General features: G+C 55.2%; 14 protein-coding genes. 6 read left to right on the top strand and 8 right to left on the bottom strand.

Features of this window, described 5'->3' with window-relative positions:
- The first annotated feature begins 5 nt into the window (after nt 1–5).
- From ACFPQ4_RS23075 to ACFPQ4_RS23065, 3 genes are all read left to right on the top strand, one after another.
- Nucleotides 6–1,844 (top strand): cache domain-containing sensor histidine kinase, encoded by a 1,839-nt coding sequence (locus ACFPQ4_RS23075; RefSeq protein WP_378114275.1) that lies wholly within the window; start codon nt 6–8, stop codon nt 1,842–1,844.
- A 2-nt stretch (nt 1,845–1,846) separates the two neighbouring features.
- Nucleotides 1,847–3,481: a response regulator transcription factor gene (locus ACFPQ4_RS23070; RefSeq protein WP_378114274.1), complete on the top strand. Its 1,635-nt coding sequence runs from the start codon at nt 1,847–1,849 to the stop codon at nt 3,479–3,481.
- Nucleotides 3,482–3,569: 88 nt separating this feature from the next.
- Nucleotides 3,570–6,686, top strand: coding sequence for a transglycosylase domain-containing protein (locus ACFPQ4_RS23065; protein ID WP_378114273.1), 3,117 nt, complete (start codon nt 3,570–3,572; stop codon nt 6,684–6,686).
- A gap of 112 nt (nt 6,687–6,798) precedes the next feature.
- Here ACFPQ4_RS23065 and acsA read toward each other — a convergent pair whose 3' ends face one another.
- Nucleotides 6,799–8,556: an acetate--CoA ligase gene (acsA, locus tag ACFPQ4_RS23060; protein WP_378114272.1), complete on the bottom strand. Its 1,758-nt coding sequence runs from the start codon at nt 8,554–8,556 to the stop codon at nt 6,799–6,801.
- 173 nt (nt 8,557–8,729) lie between these two features.
- Here acsA and ACFPQ4_RS23055 point away from each other — a divergent pair, with 173 nt between their 5' ends.
- Complete coding sequence (locus tag ACFPQ4_RS23055; RefSeq protein ID WP_378114271.1) at nt 8,730–9,362, top strand: GNAT family N-acetyltransferase; 633 nt, start codon at nt 8,730–8,732, stop codon at nt 9,360–9,362.
- Between the two features lie 20 nt (nt 9,363–9,382).
- Nucleotides 9,383–10,570, top strand: a complete 1,188-nt coding sequence (locus tag ACFPQ4_RS23050) for an acetoin utilization protein AcuC (protein WP_378114270.1) — start codon at nt 9,383–9,385, stop codon at nt 10,568–10,570.
- A 67-nt stretch (nt 10,571–10,637) separates the two neighbouring features.
- Here the strand turns inward: ACFPQ4_RS23050 and ACFPQ4_RS23045 are convergent, their stop codons facing one another.
- The 5 genes from ACFPQ4_RS23045 to ACFPQ4_RS23025 all read right to left on the bottom strand — a co-directional run bounded on the left by ACFPQ4_RS23045 (nt 10,638) and on the right by ACFPQ4_RS23025 (nt 13,993).
- Nucleotides 10,638–11,339 (bottom strand): 5'-methylthioadenosine/adenosylhomocysteine nucleosidase, encoded by a 702-nt coding sequence (locus tag ACFPQ4_RS23045; protein WP_378114269.1) that lies wholly within the window; start codon nt 11,337–11,339, stop codon nt 10,638–10,640.
- 99 nt (nt 11,340–11,438) lie between these two features.
- A complete protein-coding gene (gene ccpA / locus ACFPQ4_RS23040; RefSeq protein ID WP_378114268.1) occupies nt 11,439–12,449 on the bottom strand; it encodes a catabolite control protein A in 1,011 nt (336 codons plus the stop codon).
- A 131-nt stretch (nt 12,450–12,580) separates the two neighbouring features.
- The gene (gene ytxJ / locus ACFPQ4_RS23035; protein WP_378114267.1) at nt 12,581–12,937 is read right to left on the bottom strand and encodes a bacillithiol system redox-active protein YtxJ; all 357 of its coding nucleotides are present in this window, start codon (nt 12,935–12,937) and stop codon (nt 12,581–12,583) included.
- Nucleotides 12,938–13,045: 108 nt separating this feature from the next.
- Nucleotides 13,046–13,456: a hypothetical protein gene (locus tag ACFPQ4_RS23030; RefSeq protein ID WP_378114266.1), complete on the bottom strand. Its 411-nt coding sequence runs from the start codon at nt 13,454–13,456 to the stop codon at nt 13,046–13,048.
- Nucleotides 13,457–13,531: 75 nt separating this feature from the next.
- Nucleotides 13,532–13,993, bottom strand: a complete 462-nt coding sequence (locus ACFPQ4_RS23025; protein WP_378114265.1) for a VanZ family protein — start codon at nt 13,991–13,993, stop codon at nt 13,532–13,534.
- A gap of 116 nt (nt 13,994–14,109) precedes the next feature.
- Here ACFPQ4_RS23025 and ACFPQ4_RS23020 point away from each other — a divergent pair, with 116 nt between their 5' ends.
- Nucleotides 14,110–14,634, top strand: coding sequence for a type 1 glutamine amidotransferase domain-containing protein (locus tag ACFPQ4_RS23020; protein WP_378114519.1), 525 nt, complete (start codon nt 14,110–14,112; stop codon nt 14,632–14,634).
- 151 nt (nt 14,635–14,785) lie between these two features.
- On the opposite strand, the gene ptsP is transcribed toward ACFPQ4_RS23020, so the two are convergent.
- Together ptsP and ACFPQ4_RS23010 are read right to left on the bottom strand one after the other, a co-directional pair.
- Nucleotides 14,786–16,540, bottom strand: coding sequence for a phosphoenolpyruvate--protein phosphotransferase (gene ptsP, locus ACFPQ4_RS23015; RefSeq protein WP_378114264.1), 1,755 nt, complete (start codon nt 16,538–16,540; stop codon nt 14,786–14,788).
- A complete protein-coding gene (locus ACFPQ4_RS23010) occupies nt 16,537–18,426 on the bottom strand; it encodes a glucose PTS transporter subunit IIA (protein WP_378114263.1) in 1,890 nt (629 codons plus the stop codon). The genes ptsP and ACFPQ4_RS23010 overlap by 4 nt, the downstream gene beginning before the upstream one ends.
- Nucleotides 18,427–18,476 lie beyond the last annotated feature (50 nt).

Raw genomic sequence — 18,476 nt, 5'->3', positions numbered from 1 at the left:
CGCCCATGCCCAACAAGTTGCCTTTCATCCGCAACACGATTCGCAATAAGCTCATGCTTCTGCTGCTGGTCGCTACGATTTTGCCGATCGCGACGTCCATGATCGTCTCTTACACCTCGACGAAGCATTCCGTCTCCCAGGAAGCCTACGACCAGAATACGAGGCTCCTCTCGCTCGCCCAGACGAATCTGCTGAACTACGTGCAAAATATTAACCAGAAGTCTCTGGCCGTCTATAACTCTATCAACGTGCCCCGATCGCTCTATTATATCCTCGAGCATAACATGGAGGACGAAGTATTCCCGAACGACATCTCCGACGTCATCCGCAACCGAAACCTGCTGAAGGACCATCTCACCAACATCTATCAAAGCGTAAGCGAAATTTATCAAGTCCGGTTGTACGTCGTCAGCCAAAATACGACCTATTTGCTGCGCAACAACGACGACATCAAAGCGGGAACGCCTACGTTGGAATTCGCGGATACCGTCAAAAAGCCTTATATCGAGCCAAGCCATTTAAGCCATAACTACGGATTGGACTTGAAGTCGAAAGAAAAGAAGGAGCTCGTGTTCACGCTTCATCGCCCCATCTTCCGCGCGCCGAGCGAAGAGCTTCTAGCCGAGCTGTCGATCGACGTCCGGCTGAACGTCCTTACGGAGCTTAACCGGCAGCTGTTCGATCCGGGAGAAGAGAAATTTTACATCGTCGACGCCGGCGGGAACACGATTATTTCATCGGAACAGGGCGAGGCGGGCAAAGTTTCGACGGCGAAATGGCTGAGCGCGATCAAAGCCGGCGGCTCCGAAAGCGGACATATGGATTGGGACGATTCTACTTTTTCCGGGATGGTATTTTACGACCACGTGAAGACGCCGTTCATGGACTGGTATTTGGTCAAAATGACGCCGTACAAGCATCTGTTCACCGCAGCCGACCGCATTGCCCGCATTAACACTTGGGTCGGCATCGGATTTTTGGCCGTCGCCGTGCTGGCGACGTTGATCATTTCCTTCCGCTTCACGAAGCCGCTATTGAGTCTGATCGGTTACGTCAATCAGATCGGCCGCGGTCAAATGGACGTCGACATCGATATTCGGAGCAACGATGAGATCGGGTTGCTCTCCCGCCGGTTCCGATCGATGATGCAGACGATCAACAACTTGATTTTGAAGGAATACCGGCTGGAGCTGGCCAACAAGACGAATCAGTTGAAAGCGTTGCAGGCGCAAGTCAATCCTCATTTTCTATATAACGCCTTGCAATCTATCGGCACCGTCGCCCTGCAGCATAAGGATCAGCAAATCTACTCTCTCGTCGCTTCACTTGGCCAGATGATGCGCTATAACATGAACACCGGCGAAACGATCGTCGAGCTCGACAAGGAACTGAGCTACGTCCAAGGGTATCTCGAGCTGCAAAAACAGAGGTTCGACGCTACGCTCGAAATCGAGTTCCGAATCGATCCGGATTCTAGGCGCATCGTCGTTCCGAAAATGATTTTGCAGCCTATCGTAGAGAACTTCTTTAAGCACGGTTTCAAGCATACCGAGAACGCTCCCGCTAAACTGATCATTTCAAGCCAAATCGAAGACGACAGACTCATCATTTGCGTCGTAGATAACGGAAACGGACTAAGCGAGGAGCAACTTCAATCGGTCAATGATCGTCTTAAGGACGAGGAAGCCGGCTTGCTCGGCCAAGACAGCGGCATCGGCTTGTCCAACGTGCTTGCACGTCTCAAGCTCCATTACCGAGAATCCGTTGCCATTGTCTTGTCCAACGTTAAACCTAACGGGCTATCGGTCAGTCTGCACATCCCGCTGGAAGAGGAGCTGATATAACGATGAAAGCATTGATAATCGATGACGAATGGCACGTTCGCGAAGCGATCAAGCTGCTCGTTCCTTGGGAACGGTTCGGCATTCATACGCTATTGGAAGCAACCGACGGCTTGTCCGCGATCGAGCTGATCGAGGCGGAACGGCCGGCGATCATATTCACGGACATGATGATGCCTAACATGAACGGCATGGAGCTGCTCGAATGGGTTGCCCGTCATTCTCCTTCAAGCAAAGTGATCGTCATCAGCGGTCACGACGACTTCGCATTCGTAAGGCAGACGCTTAAATACGGCGGTCTCGATTATTTGCTCAAGCCGATCGAGGAATCGCAGCTGCACGGCGCCCTTGGCAGAGCTATAGAAGGCTGGAAAGCCGACGAGGAAGCGCGCAGCTCCGAACGCAATCGGAATATGGAAATCAACCGGCTCAAACCCGTCTATTTGGACCAATACTTCTCCAACTTAATTAGCGAGCCGGCCGAGCATCCTTCGATCCACGCGATGCTTGAGCAGCAGTTTGCAGTGGCCCGGCCGATCAAGGAAGCGAAGGTCGCGCTGCTCAGTCTCGAGCTCGGGCCGCCTTCGATTCGCGCGAAGTTCGCGGCTTGCTGGGATCTGATCTACTATTCGCTGGCTAACGTATGCAACGAGTTTCTTCGGGCGAAGTCCGCGGGTTATGCGTTCCGCTATCGCGGGCAAGAGAACGAAATCGCGATCGTGTTATGGGATTGCCTGGACCGGGCGGAATCGCTCCTAAGCGATATCAACGAAGGCATTTACAAGGCACTGAATGCGCGATTCGGTATCGGAATCGGCGAAACGGTCGTTTTCCCGGCACAATTGGACGCTTCGTATCGCAGCGCGCGCAGAAGCATCCGGCATCGCAATTTACTGCAGATGAAGACGCTCGTTCAAGCGCACGGTCCCCACGTATCCGAAGCGGTCGCGGCTAAAAGCACGATTTTCTTCACGGATTACGAGCAGCGCATACGGTATGCCTTGCAAAACGGGGACAAAGAACAGCTCTCGAGCGCCTACGAAGCTTGGTTCAAAGTGCTCGAACAATCCGACTCCGTAACCCTCGAGCAGTTGCATCTTTGGTGGCAGGAGTTTCGTTTGGCGCGCACGATGTGGACAAGCGACAAGACGGGCTCTGGCGGCGGTCATCTCGAATCGGATGAGGTACATATGCCTGCCGTGTTACAAGAAAATCTTGGGTTCAACTTGGCGCAATGGAAGCGCGGCTTCCTCTCGGAAACCGAAGAAATTATGGAAAGGCTCGCGAACGGAGACGGAAGTACCCCGAGCGCCATGCAGGCGATCGCCAAATACATCGAGCAATTTTTGCACGAGGAATTGTCGTTGCAAGATATTTCCAACCGATTCTTCTTGAGCCGTGAATACATTTCGCGGAAGTTCAAGCAGGAAATGAACGAGAATTTGACCGACTACATCACTCGCGTACGGATCGAACAAGCCAAGCGATTGCTGGCCGATACGCAGTTGAAAATATCGAATATCGCCGAGAGAGTCGGTTTTCAAGACGAGAAATATTTCAGCAAGGTGTTCAAAAAATGGACCGACCATTCTCCGAACGAATACCGGAAACTCGCGTTCGGAGACAGCCGAAACGGGTGACCGGTTCGGCGCCGCCCCGCCTACGGAACAATTCACACCATGGGTAAATGTGCTATAATAGTTCTGTTTGTTGAAGGAGGCTACTCGAATGTCAGATACAAAACAACACGCGCCACCCTCCGGTCGCAAGGCAAGAGGCTTCGCTACCGCAGGTAAAATCGCAGGAATGACCTTTGCATGGCTTCTCTTCTTCTGCTTGCTCGGAGGATTAGTCGCCGCGGGCGCGGTAACCGGTTATATCGCCTCGCTCGTCAAGGACGATCCGGTACGCGCGCGCAGCTTGATCGAAGAGAAAATTTCGGAGAACGCCATTACCGGTTACGTCTATTTCAACGACGGCACGCCGGTCGGCCAATTGCGCACCGAAGAGGATCGCACGCCGATCACTTACGACCAAATCCCCCAAAACATAATCGATGCGGTTATCTCGATCGAAGACAAAAACTTTTTCACCCATAACGGTATCGATTCGAACGGTCTATTCCGCGCGGTTAAGCAACAGCTGTTGAACGAAAGCGTGCAAACCGGCGGAAGCACGATCACCCAACAAGTCGCGCGGCGCGTATTCCTGAGCTTGGATCAAACGTCTAGCCGGAAAGCGAAAGAAATTTTCTTGTCGATGCGCCTGGAACGGTTTTTGAGCAAAGAAGAAATTCTTACGGCCTACTTAAATAAAATTCCTTACGGCAACGGTTCTTCCGGTTATCAATTGTACGGCATCAAAGCGGCGGCCAAAGGCATCTTCGGCGTCGACAAATTGGACAACCTGAACGTTGCGCAAGCCGCTTATTTGGCAGGCGTTCCGCAGCTCCCTTCCGTCTATTCGGCGTTTACGGGCAAAGGCGAGTTCAACGAGAAAAACTTCAAGCGGGCGGTCGAACGCCAGAAGCTCGTGCTTAAGCGCATGCTCGAAGAATCGAAGCTTACGCAGGCCGAATACGAGGAAGCGCTCAACTTCGATCTGTACAGCTCTCTCGCCAAGCCTACGGAAAAAGCGTACAACACTTATCCGTACTTGATGCTCGAAGCCGAGCGTCAAGCCGCCGAACAGCTCGTGTTGATGCAAAATCCGGAGCTGACGACGGAAGATCTGAAGAAAAAAGAAAACGCCGTGCTCATCGAAGACGCGCGCGGCCAGTTGCTTCGCGGAGGCTATAAGGTCAAAACGACGATCGATAAAAAGGTGTACGACCTCATGCACCAGATCGCGGAAAATCCGGACAACTTCGCTCCCGACCATAAGACTAAAGGCGTCGAGCAAGTAGCCAGCGTCATGATCGATCAGAAGACGGGCGCGATTCTCGGCATGATCGAAGGCCGCGACTTCCATATCGAGCAGATGAACTACGCGACGCAAATGACGCGTCAACCCGGCTCCGCCATGAAGCCGATCGCCGCGTATTGGCCCGCGCTCGACAGAGGCTTGATCCAGCCGGCCAGCATCATCGACGACTCGCCGATCATTTTGGATACCGGTACGGGCTCCTACCATGTTCCAAAAAACTTTAACGACAAATATTCCGGTCTTGTTACCGCGCGGGACGCGCTGAACAACTCGTTCAACATTCCGGCGATCAAGATTTTCCTTAATAAGCTGACAATCAAGGAGTCTTGGGATTTCGTCCGTTCGGTTGGCATCACGACACTCACCGAGACAGACAATACCGCTCAAACAGGAGTTATCGGCGGTCTGAAATACGGGGTCACGGTCGAAGAGTTAACGAATGCCTACGCCGCTATCGCTAATAAGGGCGTATACAACGACTCATATTTGATCGAGGAAATTCGCGACGCGAACGACGAAATCGTGTTCAAGCATAAGCTCGACCCTACGCGGGTAACTTCCGAGCAAGCCGCTTACCAAATGACCGACATGCTGCGCACCGTCGTATCCGACGGCTCGGGTAAATCGCTGAAAACCCAATTCAAAGGTTACGGCAAAATTCCGATCGTCGGTAAAACCGGTACGACGCAAATCGCCGGCGACGTCTGGTTCGAGGGCTACTCGCCCGACGTTACGCTAGGCGTATGGATCGGTTACGAAAAAGCGACTAACGCGCTTTCCAAAGAAAGCCGTACCCGCGCTAGACTAATTTGGGCCGACATTATGAATGCAGTAATGGCCTCTAAACCGGAACTGCTTGCGACGAAGTCGTTCGATAAGCCTGACGGTCTCGTGTCGATGACCGTGTCAAGCGTCAGCGGGAAATTGCCGACCGATCTGACGAAAGAGGCGGGCAAGCTCGTAACCGACATCTTTAATCGCAAATTCATTCCGACCGAGGAAGACGACGCTCTCGTTAAAGTGAAGTATATTTCTTACAACGGCATCAACTACTTGCCGCTCCCTACGACTCCCGACGATTTGCTCCGGGAATCCGTCATGGTCAAGCGCGAAGTGCCGCTCGATGCTTTGATGGAAGAATTGAAAGTCAAGCTCGAGAAAACCGATAAAGCGACCCGCAAGCCTCTCCCTTACTACTTGCCGCAGGACGCGGCGGAGAGCGCGCCGTCCAAAACGGATCCGCGGGTCGATGACGGCATTGCGCCGAATGCGGTAGCCCAAATCGCGGTCGAGACGGTCGCTGCGGGAACCGTTCAAGTGACGTTTACTCCGAGCATGCAGGAAGACGTGGCGGGATACCGGTTGTACCGTTCGATGGACGGCGGTCCTTACTTGAAGGTCGAAGCTTCCGTACCGACCGGAGAAGAGCCGAAATTCATCAACTATATCTCTCAAGGATCTACGTACAGCTATTACGTTACCGCAGTCGACGTCGCGGGCAACGAATCGGCGCCAAGCGAGCAATTGACTTCCGACGGAACCGTATCGGATATCGATCCGACGCTGCCGCCGGACGAGACCGACCCGGGAGATGTTACGCAACCGGGCGATATCGACATCGGCGACGGAACGGACCCTACAGTCGCGGTTCCGAAAGCGCCTGCCGGCTTAGCGGTACAAGGAACGGCGCTCACCGTCACGCTAACGTGGAACGCGAATCCGGCGGACGATCACGTCGTTCAGTATCAAGTGTGGAGCAGCGCTACCTCCGACGGCAAATTCAAGCTTGCGGGGACGACGGACGGCACGAGTTGGGAGTTCGTCTCGCCACTTCCGAACAGCTGGTATTACGTAACGGCTATTAACGAAACCGGAGTGTCCTCCGCGCCGTCTAGCGTGGTACAGGCGACTTCCGAGTAATAGAGCAAGGGCTGTCTCCCGGTCGGTTAGCGACCTAGAGACAGCCCTTTTTCAACATAGCAAAAGGCGGAGCAAGGGTTGTCCCCTAGCTCCGCCTTTACTTGTTCGCGCCTTAATCCTCGATCGTGGACAGATCGCCAGTCGGCAAATTCAATTCCCATGCCTTCAACACGCGGCGCATGATCTTGCCGCTTCGCGTCTTCGGCAGCTTATCTTTGAACTCGATCTCGCGCGGCGATGCGTGAGCCGACAAGCCTTCCTTCACGAACTTCGAGATTTCCGCTTTCAGTTCGTCTGACGGCAAGTAACCTTCGCGCAGCGATATGAACGCCTTGATGATCTCTCCGCGGAGCGGATCCGGTTTGCCGATGACGCCGGCTTCGGCGACGGCCGGGTGCTCGACGAGCTTGCTCTCGACTTCGAACGGTCCGACGCGTTCGCCGGACGTGTTAATGACGTCGTCGATGCGGCCTTGGAACCAGAAGTACCCTTCTTCGTCCATATACGCCGAGTCGCCTGATACGTACCAGCCTTCAATACGGAAGTACTCCTCGTACTTGGCCGGATTGTTCCATATTTTGCGCATCATCGATGGCCAAGGCGTACGAATCGCCAGGTTGCCCATCCGAAGCGGCGGCAATACGTTGCCTTGATCGTCGATGATCGCCGCTTGCGTACCGGGAATCGGCTTGCCCATGGAGCCCGGTTTGATTTCCATGCTCGGGTAGTTGCAGATGAGCTGTCCGCCGGTCTCCGTCATCCACCACGTATCGTGAATGCGCTGATTGTATACTTTGTGACCCCAACGTACGACTTCCGGGTTAAGCGGCTCGCCGACGCTAAGCACGTGGCGCAGACTGGACAGGTCGAACGACTTCACGACTTCGTCGCCCGCGCCCATGAGCATGCGGAAGGCGGTCGGCGCGCTGTACCAGACCGTCACTTTGTACTTCTGCAGCGTTGCGTACCAGTCTTGCGGACTGAAGCGCCCGCCGCGCACGACGTTCGTCACGCCGTTCAGCCAAGGGGCGAATACGCCGTAGGAAGTCCCCGTAACCCAGCCTGGATCGGCGGTACACCAGTAGACGTCATCCTCGCGCAAGTCTAGCACGATCCGTCCGGTATGATAGTGTTGAATCATCGCATTTTGGACGTGGAATACGCCTTTCGGCTTGCCCGTAGAACCCGATGTATAATGTAAAATGAGTCCGTCTTCGCGATCGAGGAACGTCAGCTCCGCTTGATCGGATGAATTAGCCATCGCTTGGCGGAAGTCTACGACTCCTTCTTCCGCGGGCACATCGTCTCCGAAGACGATGACGTGCTTAAGCTCGGGCAGCTCGGCGCGAGGAATGCGCGAGATCAATGACGGAGTCGTGACGATCGCCACCGCCCCGCTATCTTGCAGCCGATCGCGAACCGCCGTCTCCATGAACGCTTCGAACAACGGGCCTACGACGGCACCGATCTTAAGCGCTCCCAGCAAGCTGAAATATAGCTCCGGCGTACGAGGCATGAAGATGAATACGCGTTCGCCTTTGCCGACGCCAAGCCCGCGCAAGACGTTCGCGAACTTGTTCGACTGCTTCATCATTTCCGCGTACGTATAGCTCTCGTCTCTCTGATTATCGCTATAATGCAGCGCGATTTTGTCCCCTTTGCCATTGGCCACATGTCGGTCGATCGCTTCGTAAGCCATATTTACCTGGCCTGTCGTCGCCCATGAAAATTGCGCTTCGATGTCTGCCCAAGTAAATGTGTTTACCGCTTCCTCATACGATTGCATGTTGGATTGGGTCGCCGTTACGGGCAGCTTTTCGTCATGTTGCAGTGTCACGAATCCATCACCTTCCCATTGGGATGCAGACATTCGCTAGCGAATGCGCTTTCATTAATAGGAGAAACCGAGTTCTCCTTTGCCACTGCCATTATATCATAGACGGCCTTGGAACTGCATAGCGGGAAAGGGCAATATCTACGAAGCGAGGGAGATTATGCTACAATAAAAATGCACTTATAGGGCTTCACGGAAAGGAGATCGGCATGGAACATATCAAACGATACGTCCGACATCCGATCACGCGCGGCGAGCGCACTCTCGTCGTGGAAGGACCCGTCCCTCCCGGGACGCTCAGCGACTGGAGGATGCATCCCGACTTGGACGCCTTTCGCCGTCCGGCGGAACAGCATCAAGCGCTAATAGAGATCGCGGGCTTGCCCGAAGGCAGAATCATCGTCGCGCGGGAAGACGATCTGATCGTCGGTTACGTTACGTTTCATTATCCCGACGAGATGGAACGCTGGTCCGAAGGCGGCATGGACGACCTGGTCGAGCTTGGCGCCATCGAGGTCGCGGATGCTTACCGAGGGTTTGGACTAGGCAAATCGATGATCGTCGCCGCGTTCGAGCACGATCAACTGGACAATATGATTGTGTTCACGACGGAATATTACTGGCATTGGGACCTTGAAGGTAGCGGACTAAACGTGTGGCAATACCGCGAGATGATGGAAAAGCTCATGAAATCCGTCGGCATGGTTTGGTTCGCGACGGACGACCCGGAAATATGCGCGCACCCCGCGAATTGCCTCATGGTACGAATCGGCAAGGACGTGCCTCTCGCCTCGGCGGAGAAGTTCGACCGCGTCCGATTCCGCCAACGCTTCATGTACTAACCGAAAGGAAGGCGAGCCCTTTGAGTTTCCGAGCCCTATGGATCGATAATACCGCCTCGAGACAATATTGCTTCTCCGAGCAACATCCCTTTCATCCGATCAGACTTGAGCTTACGGAACAATTGTTGCGCCAATGCGACGCGCTGGACGATTCGCTCGTAATGCCTCCGCTGTCTCTCGAAGAGGCGCGGGACACCGTTCGGCGCATTCATCGGCCCGACTATATCGCCGCGGTAAGCGCGCTAAGCGCGCCTTCTCCCCGTCCGGAGGACATCCGGCTCGCAGCCCAATACGGACTGGACGCCGACGGCGATACGCCGTATTTCCCGGACATGGAGGCTGCATCGCTAGCGGTCGTAGCCGGATCGATCGCAGCCGCCGAAGCTGTCATGTCTGGGCGCGCCGATCGCGCGCTGCATCTGGCCGGAGGGCTGCATCACGCTTTTCCGGATAGAGCCTCGGGCTTTTGCGTTTATAACGACGCGGCGGCGGCCATCTCTTCCATTCGAAGCAAATACGGCGCGCGCGTCTTGTACATCGACACCGACGTTCACCACGGCGACGGCGTGCAGTGGTTCTTTTACGACGATCCCGACGTATTCACGCTCTCGATCCACGAGACGGGGAAATTTCTGTTTCCCGGAACCGGCTTCCACCACGAATGGGGGCATTCGGCCGGCTACGGCGCTTGCTTGAACTTGCCTATGGAGCCTTATACCGAAGACGACTCTTGGCTCGATATATTCCGACACGGCGTCGAGAGAGCCGTTAGCGCCTTCAAGCCGGACGTAATCGTCAGCCAGCACGGCTGCGACGCGCACGCTTTCGATCCGCTCGCTCACATCCATTGCAGCATGCGCATCTATCGGGAGATGCCGCGATTGATTCGCGAATTAGCCGATCGGCATACGAACGGCCGATGGGTTGCGCTCGGCGGCGGCGGATACGACCATTGGCGCGTCGTTCCAAGGGCTTGGAGTCTGCTATGGCTCGAGATGTCCGGGCATCCGCTGCTGGAGCGTATCGACAGCCTTCCGTTAGGCGGTCCGTTACCCGAAGGATGGCCTTCGCTCGACAGCCCGCTCAAGCCCGATCAATTGCCCCGCACTTGGTTAGACGATACGTCGACATGGACGCCAATGCCAAGACGCCAAGAAATAACCGACAAAAACAAGGCGATGCTGGACATCGCGCTTCAGCATTTATAGGTCCTATTAGCTTCGTATAAAGAAAACAGGCTGCCTTGGGCAGCCTGTTGTTCTATTCCATCGCAAATTACAAGCTTTGCACGATCTCGCTGACGATTGCGAACGAACGGTCAGCCGCTTCGACCGTGAAATCGGCGAAGTTCACGTGCGCGGAGCCGTCCGCTTTGTCGGACATGGAGCGGATGATGACGTGCGGAATGCCGTTCATGTGGCACACTTGCGCGACGGATGCGCCTTCCATCTCCGTACACGCGCCGCCAAGCTCCTCGTACAGCCCTCTAACGACCGCGCGGTCCGCGATGAATTGATCTCCGGACAACACTTTGCCGGTCCGGCAACGTCCCGGGAACACTTTCTCTCCGGCCGCTTGCGCTAGCCGGACAAGTCCTTCGTCCGACGGATACTCCGACACCGCTTGATACGGAATCGTTCCCCGTGGAAAGCCAAGCGCCGTTACGTCGACGTCGTGCTGCAGGCTGCTCGCCGAAATAACGATGTCCCCGATATTGAGCTCCGGATCAACCGCTCCCGCTACTCCCGTGAACAGTACGACGTCCGCTCCGAACCGATCGATTAACACTTGCGTGCACACGGCCGCATTAACTTTGCCGACGCCGGATTGGGTCAACACGACTTTGCGGCCGTGGAACGTGCCGCGATAATAAGTTAATCCCGCATGTTGTTCGGACTGCGTCCCTTCCATTTGCTCAAGCAGCAGCTTAATTTCCTCTTGCATGGCACCTATGATGCCGATCGTTGCATACGTCATGAACCGTTCATCCTCTCACAAAGAGACCCTGCCCTGGCGGTTATTCCGTCAGCGCAGGGCACTCGTATCGTTCGTTGTTGGTTTACGCTTACTTGCTCGTTATGCCTTCGGTCCGGCGACGGAGCGACGCACGATCAATTCGTGCGGCAGCGTTACCTTCGCGTTCTCGACCGTTTCCTTCTTCATCAGCTTCGTCAGAAGACGCATCGATACGGCGCCGATATCGTACATCGGTTGCGCGACGGTCGTCAAGAGCGGACGCACCATAGACGAGATACGACTATTGTCGACGCTGATAACGGATACATCGTCAGGTACGCTCAAGCCCGAATCTTGAATGCAATGGACGGCGCCGATGGCCATCTCGTCGGTCGCGGCGAAGATTGCAGTCGGACGATCGGATAAGCCAAGGAAATACGACGTCGCGTCGATACCGGATTCATACCGGTAATTGCCGACGCGCACATAGTCTTCGCGATAGGCGATGCCCGCTTGCTCTAGCGCGCGTTTGTAGCCTTGGAATCGCGCGTAGCCGTTCGCGGGATCCTGCAGCGTGCCGCTGATCATCGCGATTGAACGATGACCTTCGGCGATAAGAAGGTTAACCGCGTCGAACGCAGCCGCTTCATGGTCGATATCGACGGAAGGGATAACCCCCTTCTCATCCGTCGTCGCGCATAACACGATCGGCACGTTCGACGTCTTGAACGCCAGAACGTGATCGTCGGTAACGGCGCCGCCCATGAACAGAAGCCCGTCAACCTGCTTCTCGAGCAGCGTGTTGATGACGCGGATCTCCTTGTCCTTGCGCTTGTCTGCGTTACACAAAATGATATTGTAGTGATACATATTGGCGATATCTTCGATACCGCGGGCGACTTCCGCGAAGATCGCGTTGGCGATATCGGGAATGACGACGCCTACGGTCGTCGTTTTCTTGCTCGCTAAACCGCGCGCTACCGCGTTCGGACGATAGCCAAGGCGTTCGATCGCTTCATATACTTTCTTGCGCGTCTGCGGTTTGACATTCGGATTGTTGTTGACGACACGGGACACCGTCGCCATCGATACGCCTGCTTCGCGCGCTACGTCATAAATGGTTACCGTCACAATAATTCGCTCCAATGTTCGAGACCGGAAAACACAAGCTTGTCCGATCTTGGATTAATAAGGTAATCATACGACAAAACCTCATGTTTAGCAATCTGACATGAGGTTCGGTAGAATGAAAGTTAAATAGATTAGCTTTGCGAAGGATTACCGATCTTCTCCGACAGGAAAGCGTACGTAATATGCCAATGCGATGTGTCCCAGACAGCTTGGCCGTCCTTCACCAATATCGCCTGCGGCGACGCGTGCTTCACCCCGAGCCGTTCCGCGATCTCGTTGCTGATCGGACGTTCTTCGATTACCCGCACGAGCGAATAGTCGACCGGCGAATCCGCTGCGTCTTTAATATAGTTCATGAGCTCATCATGGGCTCCCGCGCTGATCGGGCAGCTCGTGCTGTGCTTGAATACCAGCATCGGCTTGCTAGACGTCCCCTGCAAAGCCTGCTCCCATTGTTCCATACTCGTTAATTGCTGCAGCTCCGCCATTACGTTGTTGCCTCCTCGAACACCTATTCAATACCCCAATCGTAGCAGAAAAGCATACGCGAAGCAAAATGCAAGAGGACGGTTGCCCGCCCTCTTGCACCGATCGTCCTACAGTATGTACTGCGCGCTTAGCTGAGCCAGACGGGATTGAATCTCTTGCTTCCATGATTCGTCTCCTAGCGACGAGGCGAGGTTGAGCAAATCCAGCAGCTGGTTCGTTCGTTCCTCCGTCGCCCGCGCGACGTCGGATGGCTGAAGCTTCTTCATCTGCGTACGCAAGTCGGACAATAAGCTCGCCCACTCGTGCACCTGATCGAACGGAATGCTCCGCGAGTCCGATACGGCGCCGAGTTGACTAATCAATCGGCCGACATCGTCTTTCACTCCGTGAAAGACGTCATTACGTCCGCAGATGTCGCAGCTATATACGGGAACGTTCGTAATATTTACTTTTTTCGCGAAAATAACGGTGCGAAGAGATAAGGCCATCTGTTCGCCGCATGAGCACAATTTAAGCAACGGGTATCTCTCTCCTTAAGAAAAAAAAAAGAGCTTGCCCTACTCAATTCGTCCTATAAGGCGACAATTCCTGCTTTATCGCGCAGTGTAATTTTTGGTACTCCGATAACCTATCCAATTGGCAATCAAGTAGACTAGCAAGGCGGCCGCGGCCGCTCCGATGGCATCGTGCAGGAGGTCGTTAACGTCGGGCGAGCGCATAGGTACAAAGGACTGATGCCATTCGTCCGTTATGCCGTACACGACGCAGATCGCGACGTTGAGAACGCAGCCAGTCCACCTCGCGGCGTGCTTGCCGAAACCGAACGCGAGGGTGAGCGCTAAGCCGAAATAGGCGACATAATGCATCGGGTTGAAATCGGTCATGAACGGAAGCCACTTTTGCGCCCAAGGCAGCCAACTGTCCATTTGATCGCCGGTTCTCGAAGAGAGAAAGAAGATCGTGATCATAACCGCGACAGCAGGAAGGTAACGCCAATATCGGTAAACTGGATTATTATTGCGTTCGCGACTTTCGCGCGCTCGTTTCATTCTCATTCGGCACACGTCCCTTTCCTGATCGGCTAACGTGAAGGTTGGTCCAACATTTGATACAATGACAATGTATCGTTCGCGTCCATTGCTTGGATCGCATTACTACAATCGGAGGTCGGATCCGCATGACAACGAAACGAGTCATCTGCTTGCTCGACGACGAATTCGAAGATTTAGAACTTTGGTATCCCGTATACCGCGCGCGCGAAGAAGGAGCGGAAGTATTATACGCCGGTCCGGAAAAAGGCCGCAAGCATATCGGGAAGTACGGCGTGCCGGCGATCGCCGATATCGGCTACGAGGATTTGGACGCCGACCGTTGCGACGGCGTGCTTGTCCCGGGTGGCTGGGCACCCGATAAAATCAGACGCGACGCCCGCGTGCTTGATTTCATCCGAAAGATGAACGACCAAGGCAAGCCGATCGGGCAAATTTGCCATGCCGGCTGGGTACTGATCTCGGCGAAAATTTTACAGGACAGAATCGTTACTTCTACGCCAGGCATCCGAGATGATATGGAGAACGCGGGAGCGCAATGGCTAGACGAAGCGATCGTCATAGATCGCAACATCGTCTCCGCTCGCCGTCCGCCGGATCTTCCGCCCTACGCGAAAGCGTTCTGCGACTTGCTGTTCGGCCGCTAAATGGTTCTGCTCGCGCTAGCTTGATTGAATCGAACGTAACGATACCCCTGCTGAGCAGGGGTATCGTTCTTTGTCGCGCGCTTCTCCCGGTGCGCGTCTATGGGCACCGAAGGCGCCGTGCGCCAGGACGCAGCAGGATGACCTTTCGCGGCTAAGGTTGCACGAGATCCGTGGCGGACGTCAGCAATCTCTCCGCATGGAACCGCTCCGCTCGCGCGCGTACTTCTCCGGCCGTGCGGAACTTGAACAGTTCGTCGAGCAGCATGCGGCTTTCGGACGCTTTAGTGCGCAGCATGCTTTCCTTAACTGGCAATATCGCCTGCGCGGACAAGCTAAGCTCGTCGATGCCGAGTCCTAGCCAGATCGGCAAAGCGCACACGTCCCCTGCCAATTCCCCGCATACGTTAACCGGAATGCCCCGCTTATGCGCCGCGTTAACGACCGATCGCAGCATGCGCAATACCGCCGGATGGAACGGTTCGTATAGATGGCTGATTTTCTCGTTCATCCGATCGACGGCAAGCGTGAACTGAATAAGATCGTTCGTGCCGATGCTGAAAAAGGCAACTTCCTCCGCAAGCAAGTCCGCGATCGCGACCGCCGCCGGCACCTCGATCATGATGCCTACTTTGATGTTCGCGTTATAAGGCTGGCCTTCCGCGCCGAGCTCTCGGCGGGCTTCTTCCAGCACTTCGTTCGCTTTCCGGAATTCCTCGACGGAAGCGATCAGCGGATACATAATGTGAACGTCGCCGTAGACGGATGCGCGAAGAATGGCCCGCAGCTGGATTTTGAACAAGTCTTTGCGATCCAAGCTGAATCGGATAGCCCGGAAGCCGAGGAACGGATTTTCCTCCGTCGGCATTTCGTAATAGTCGAGCTGCTTATCCCCGCCGATATCGAGCGTGCGGATAATGAGCGACTTGCCGCCGAGCTTCTCTGCGACCGCTTTATAAACCGAAAATTGCTCCTCCTCGGACGGAAAATGATCGCGGTCCATATACAGAAATTCAGTCCGGAACAGACCGACGCCTTCCGCTCCATTGCGCATCGCGGCTTGAAGCTCCTTGTAAGAGCTAATATTCGCGGCTAATGTCAACGATACGCCGTCTGGCGTAACCGCGGGCACTTCGGCCAGCGTCTGCAGCCGTTCCTTGACTTCGATCTGGTGTCTGCGCAAATCCGTATACCGCGACACGGTGTCCGGCGTCGGATCGATGTGAAGCAATCCCCCGCCTCCGTCAACGATGACGAGATCGCCCGTCGCGATCGGCGTTTCCAGCTTGCCTTCGACGCCCATGACCATCGGAATGCCGAAGGCGCGCGCCATAATCGCCGCGTGAGACGTCGGGCTTCCGATCATCGTCACGACGCCGAGCACGAGCTCCGGCTTCAAGTGGACGAGCTGCGACGGGGAAAGCTCCCTGACGACCAGAATGAACGGCTGGGAGTCTTCCGGCAAAGAAATCTCGGGCACGCCGAGCAAATGCTTGAGCAGCCGATTGCCTACGTCTTTGATGTCGAGCGCCCGCTCTTTCATGTACTCGTCGTCGAGCAAATCGAACATCGTCACGAAGTGGTCGATCGCCTCTTTGACCGCGACTTCGGCGACTTTGTATTGACGTTGGATGATGCCTTGGATTTCGTTCATGAAGACCGGATCTTCGAGAATAGCCAGATGCGCGTCGAAAATGCTGGATTCTTCCGACCCGACTACTTCGTCCAGCTCGGTTTTCATTCGGTTGATTTCCGTCTTGGAGCGGCGAATGCCTTCGTATAGCCGGTCGAATTCTTTCGCCAAATCGCCGACGTCCAGCTTCTGATCGGGCAATTCCCACTCCCAATGCGGCAGAACGAACGCTTTGCCGATCGCGATGCCGTCCGATGCTCCCAAAGCTTGAATCATTTCCCCGCCCCCTTGTTCTCTCTCTCGTGGACGACCACCGACATGACGGCCGCTTGACCTTTTTTAACCGACTTGTACGGCGCGAAGCGCCATGTTTTTACGATATCCGAATTCGTGATTACCATAGGCGTCGCCAAAGATTTCGCATGTTGCTTGAGCGTCGGCAAGTGGAATCTAAGCAGCGGTTGACCCGGCGATACGTCGTCTCCGAGCTTCACTAGAGCCGCGAAGCCATTGCCTTGCATCGAAGAAGTGTCGATGCCGACGTGAAGCAGCACCTCGAGCCCGTTCTCCGTCTGCAAGCCGATCGCGTGGAGCGACGGATGGATATGTATAACCTTCCCTTTGACCGGCGCTACGAGCTCGCCTTTGTCCGGGATGAACGCGACTCCGCGGCCGACGAGACGCTGCGCGAATATAGGGTCGTCGACTTCCTCGAGCGGAATCATGCGGCCCTGTACCGGAGCATGGAATTGCACCTGCTGGACGTCTTGCTGAAGCAGCTTATGAATTTCTTCGCGAATGAGCTCCGAATAAGTGCCGAAGACGACTTGCACGTGACCGTTGCCGAGCCTTATTACGCCCGCCGCGCCAAGATGGCGAAGCGCCTGAACGTCCACTTTGCGGTCGTCGTCTTCGAGCGTTAGCCGCAGGCGAGTGATGCAGGCTTCGAGCCTCACCATATTTTCCTTGCCGCCTAGCGCTTGAAGAATGAGCGGCGCGCGGTAAGGAATATCGCCAGCCCAATCGTCCAGCTTCGTGGCGTCCTCGCGTCCCGGCGTCGTTAATTGGAAGCGCCGGATGCTCCAGCGGAACAGAACGTAGTAGACGATGCCTACGACGATGCCGATCGGCAGCAGCAGCCAACCTTTCGTCGCGAGAGGCATATTTACGATGAATTCGATCGCTCCCGCGGAAAAAGTGAATCCGTGACGGATGCCGAGCTCGTATACGACCCACATAATTCCGCCCGAGATGAGCGCGTGCACCAAGAACAGGTAAGGAGCCACGAACAAGAACGCGAACTCGATCGGTTCCGTAATGCCGGTCAGGAAGGAACTCAAAGCCGCGATACGGAATTGCTTGCGCGTCTTAGGCTTCAAGTCCTCGCGCGCCTCGTGAATGATAGCGAAGGCGATCGCTGGGAGTGCGAACATCATCGTCGGGAACAGTCCCGCCATGAAGCCTCCCGCCGTCGGGTCGCCCGCGAAAAACCGAGGCAAATCCCCGAAGTAGACGGAACCGTCGGGGCTTTGGTACTGCCCGATTTGGAACCAGAACAGATGATTCAATAGGTGATGAAGACCGAAAGCTACGAGTATGCGATGCAAAAATCCGTATAGAAAAATGCCGAAGCCGCCCGCGGAAATGACGATCGTCCCGGACGATTCAGCGAAGTTCCTTATGCTTTCCCCCGTGAAAATCATGAGACACGCGAACAGTAGGGAAAATCCGCTCATGAACAGAGGGACGAAGCGAGATCCGCCGAAAAACTGCAAAAACTCCGGCAGCTGAACCGATTTGAATCGATCGTGCGACCAGCTCGAGGCGATCCCGATGACCGCTCCCGCGAACATCGAGGACTGCACGCCGTCCGGATCATACGCATGCGTAACCGCTTGGAAGATGAACATGCCCGTTAACGCCGCCATACCGGCGGCAGCCGTCTGGCCGGACATGGCAAGCGCTATTCCGACGGCGAATACGAAGGGCACGTATTGGAAAATTTCGATTCCAGCCGCGTACAGCAGCTCCTGCCCTTTTAGCCAGCCGAGCGCGTCCAATGGCAATCTCGATAATAGTATGAATACCGCGGCAGCGGGCAGCACCGTCATCGGTAGCATCATCGCCCGTCCTAGCCGTTGGAGATAGCCGACACCGAACATACGTCCGTTACCCCTCCTCTCTCTCGATGGTAAGCCCGTTTACGCTATTT

The organism is Cohnella yongneupensis, from assembly GCF_042655785.1.
In the GTDB taxonomy this organism is placed as follows: Bacteria; Bacillota; Bacilli; order Paenibacillales; family Paenibacillaceae; genus Cohnella; species Cohnella yongneupensis.
The sequence above is the reverse complement of the archived record's forward strand: the minus strand, read 5'-3'. Positions and strand labels throughout refer to the sequence as shown.

What these genes read in the sequence shown, in the direction of transcription:
- ACFPQ4_RS23045 (WP_378114269.1), bottom strand. Translation starts at nt 11,339, where the DNA reads ATGACGTATGCAACGATCGGCATCATAGGTGCCATGCAAGAGGAAATT.
- ptsP (WP_378114264.1), bottom strand. Translation starts at nt 16,540, where the DNA reads ATGATTCAAGCTTTGGGAGCATCGGACGGCATCGCGATCGGCAAAGCG.
- ACFPQ4_RS23010 (WP_378114263.1), bottom strand. Translation starts at nt 18,426, where the DNA reads ATGTTCGGTGTCGGCTATCTCCAACGGCTAGGACGGGCGATGATGCTA.
- ACFPQ4_RS23075 (WP_378114275.1), top strand. Translation starts at nt 6, where the DNA reads ATGCCCAACAAGTTGCCTTTCATCCGCAACACGATTCGCAATAAGCTC.
- ACFPQ4_RS23070 (WP_378114274.1), top strand. Translation starts at nt 1,847, where the DNA reads ATGAAAGCATTGATAATCGATGACGAATGGCACGTTCGCGAAGCGATC.
- ytxJ (WP_378114267.1), bottom strand. Translation starts at nt 12,937, where the DNA reads ATGGCGGAGCTGCAGCAATTAACGAGTATGGAACAATGGGAGCAGGCT.
- acsA (WP_378114272.1), bottom strand. Translation starts at nt 8,556, where the DNA reads ATGTCTGCATCCCAATGGGAAGGTGATGGATTCGTGACACTGCAACAT.
- ACFPQ4_RS23055 (WP_378114271.1), top strand. Translation starts at nt 8,730, where the DNA reads ATGGAACATATCAAACGATACGTCCGACATCCGATCACGCGCGGCGAG.
- ACFPQ4_RS23025 (WP_378114265.1), bottom strand. Translation starts at nt 13,993, where the DNA reads ATGAGAATGAAACGAGCGCGCGAAAGTCGCGAACGCAATAATAATCCA.
- ACFPQ4_RS23065 (WP_378114273.1), top strand. Translation starts at nt 3,570, where the DNA reads ATGTCAGATACAAAACAACACGCGCCACCCTCCGGTCGCAAGGCAAGA.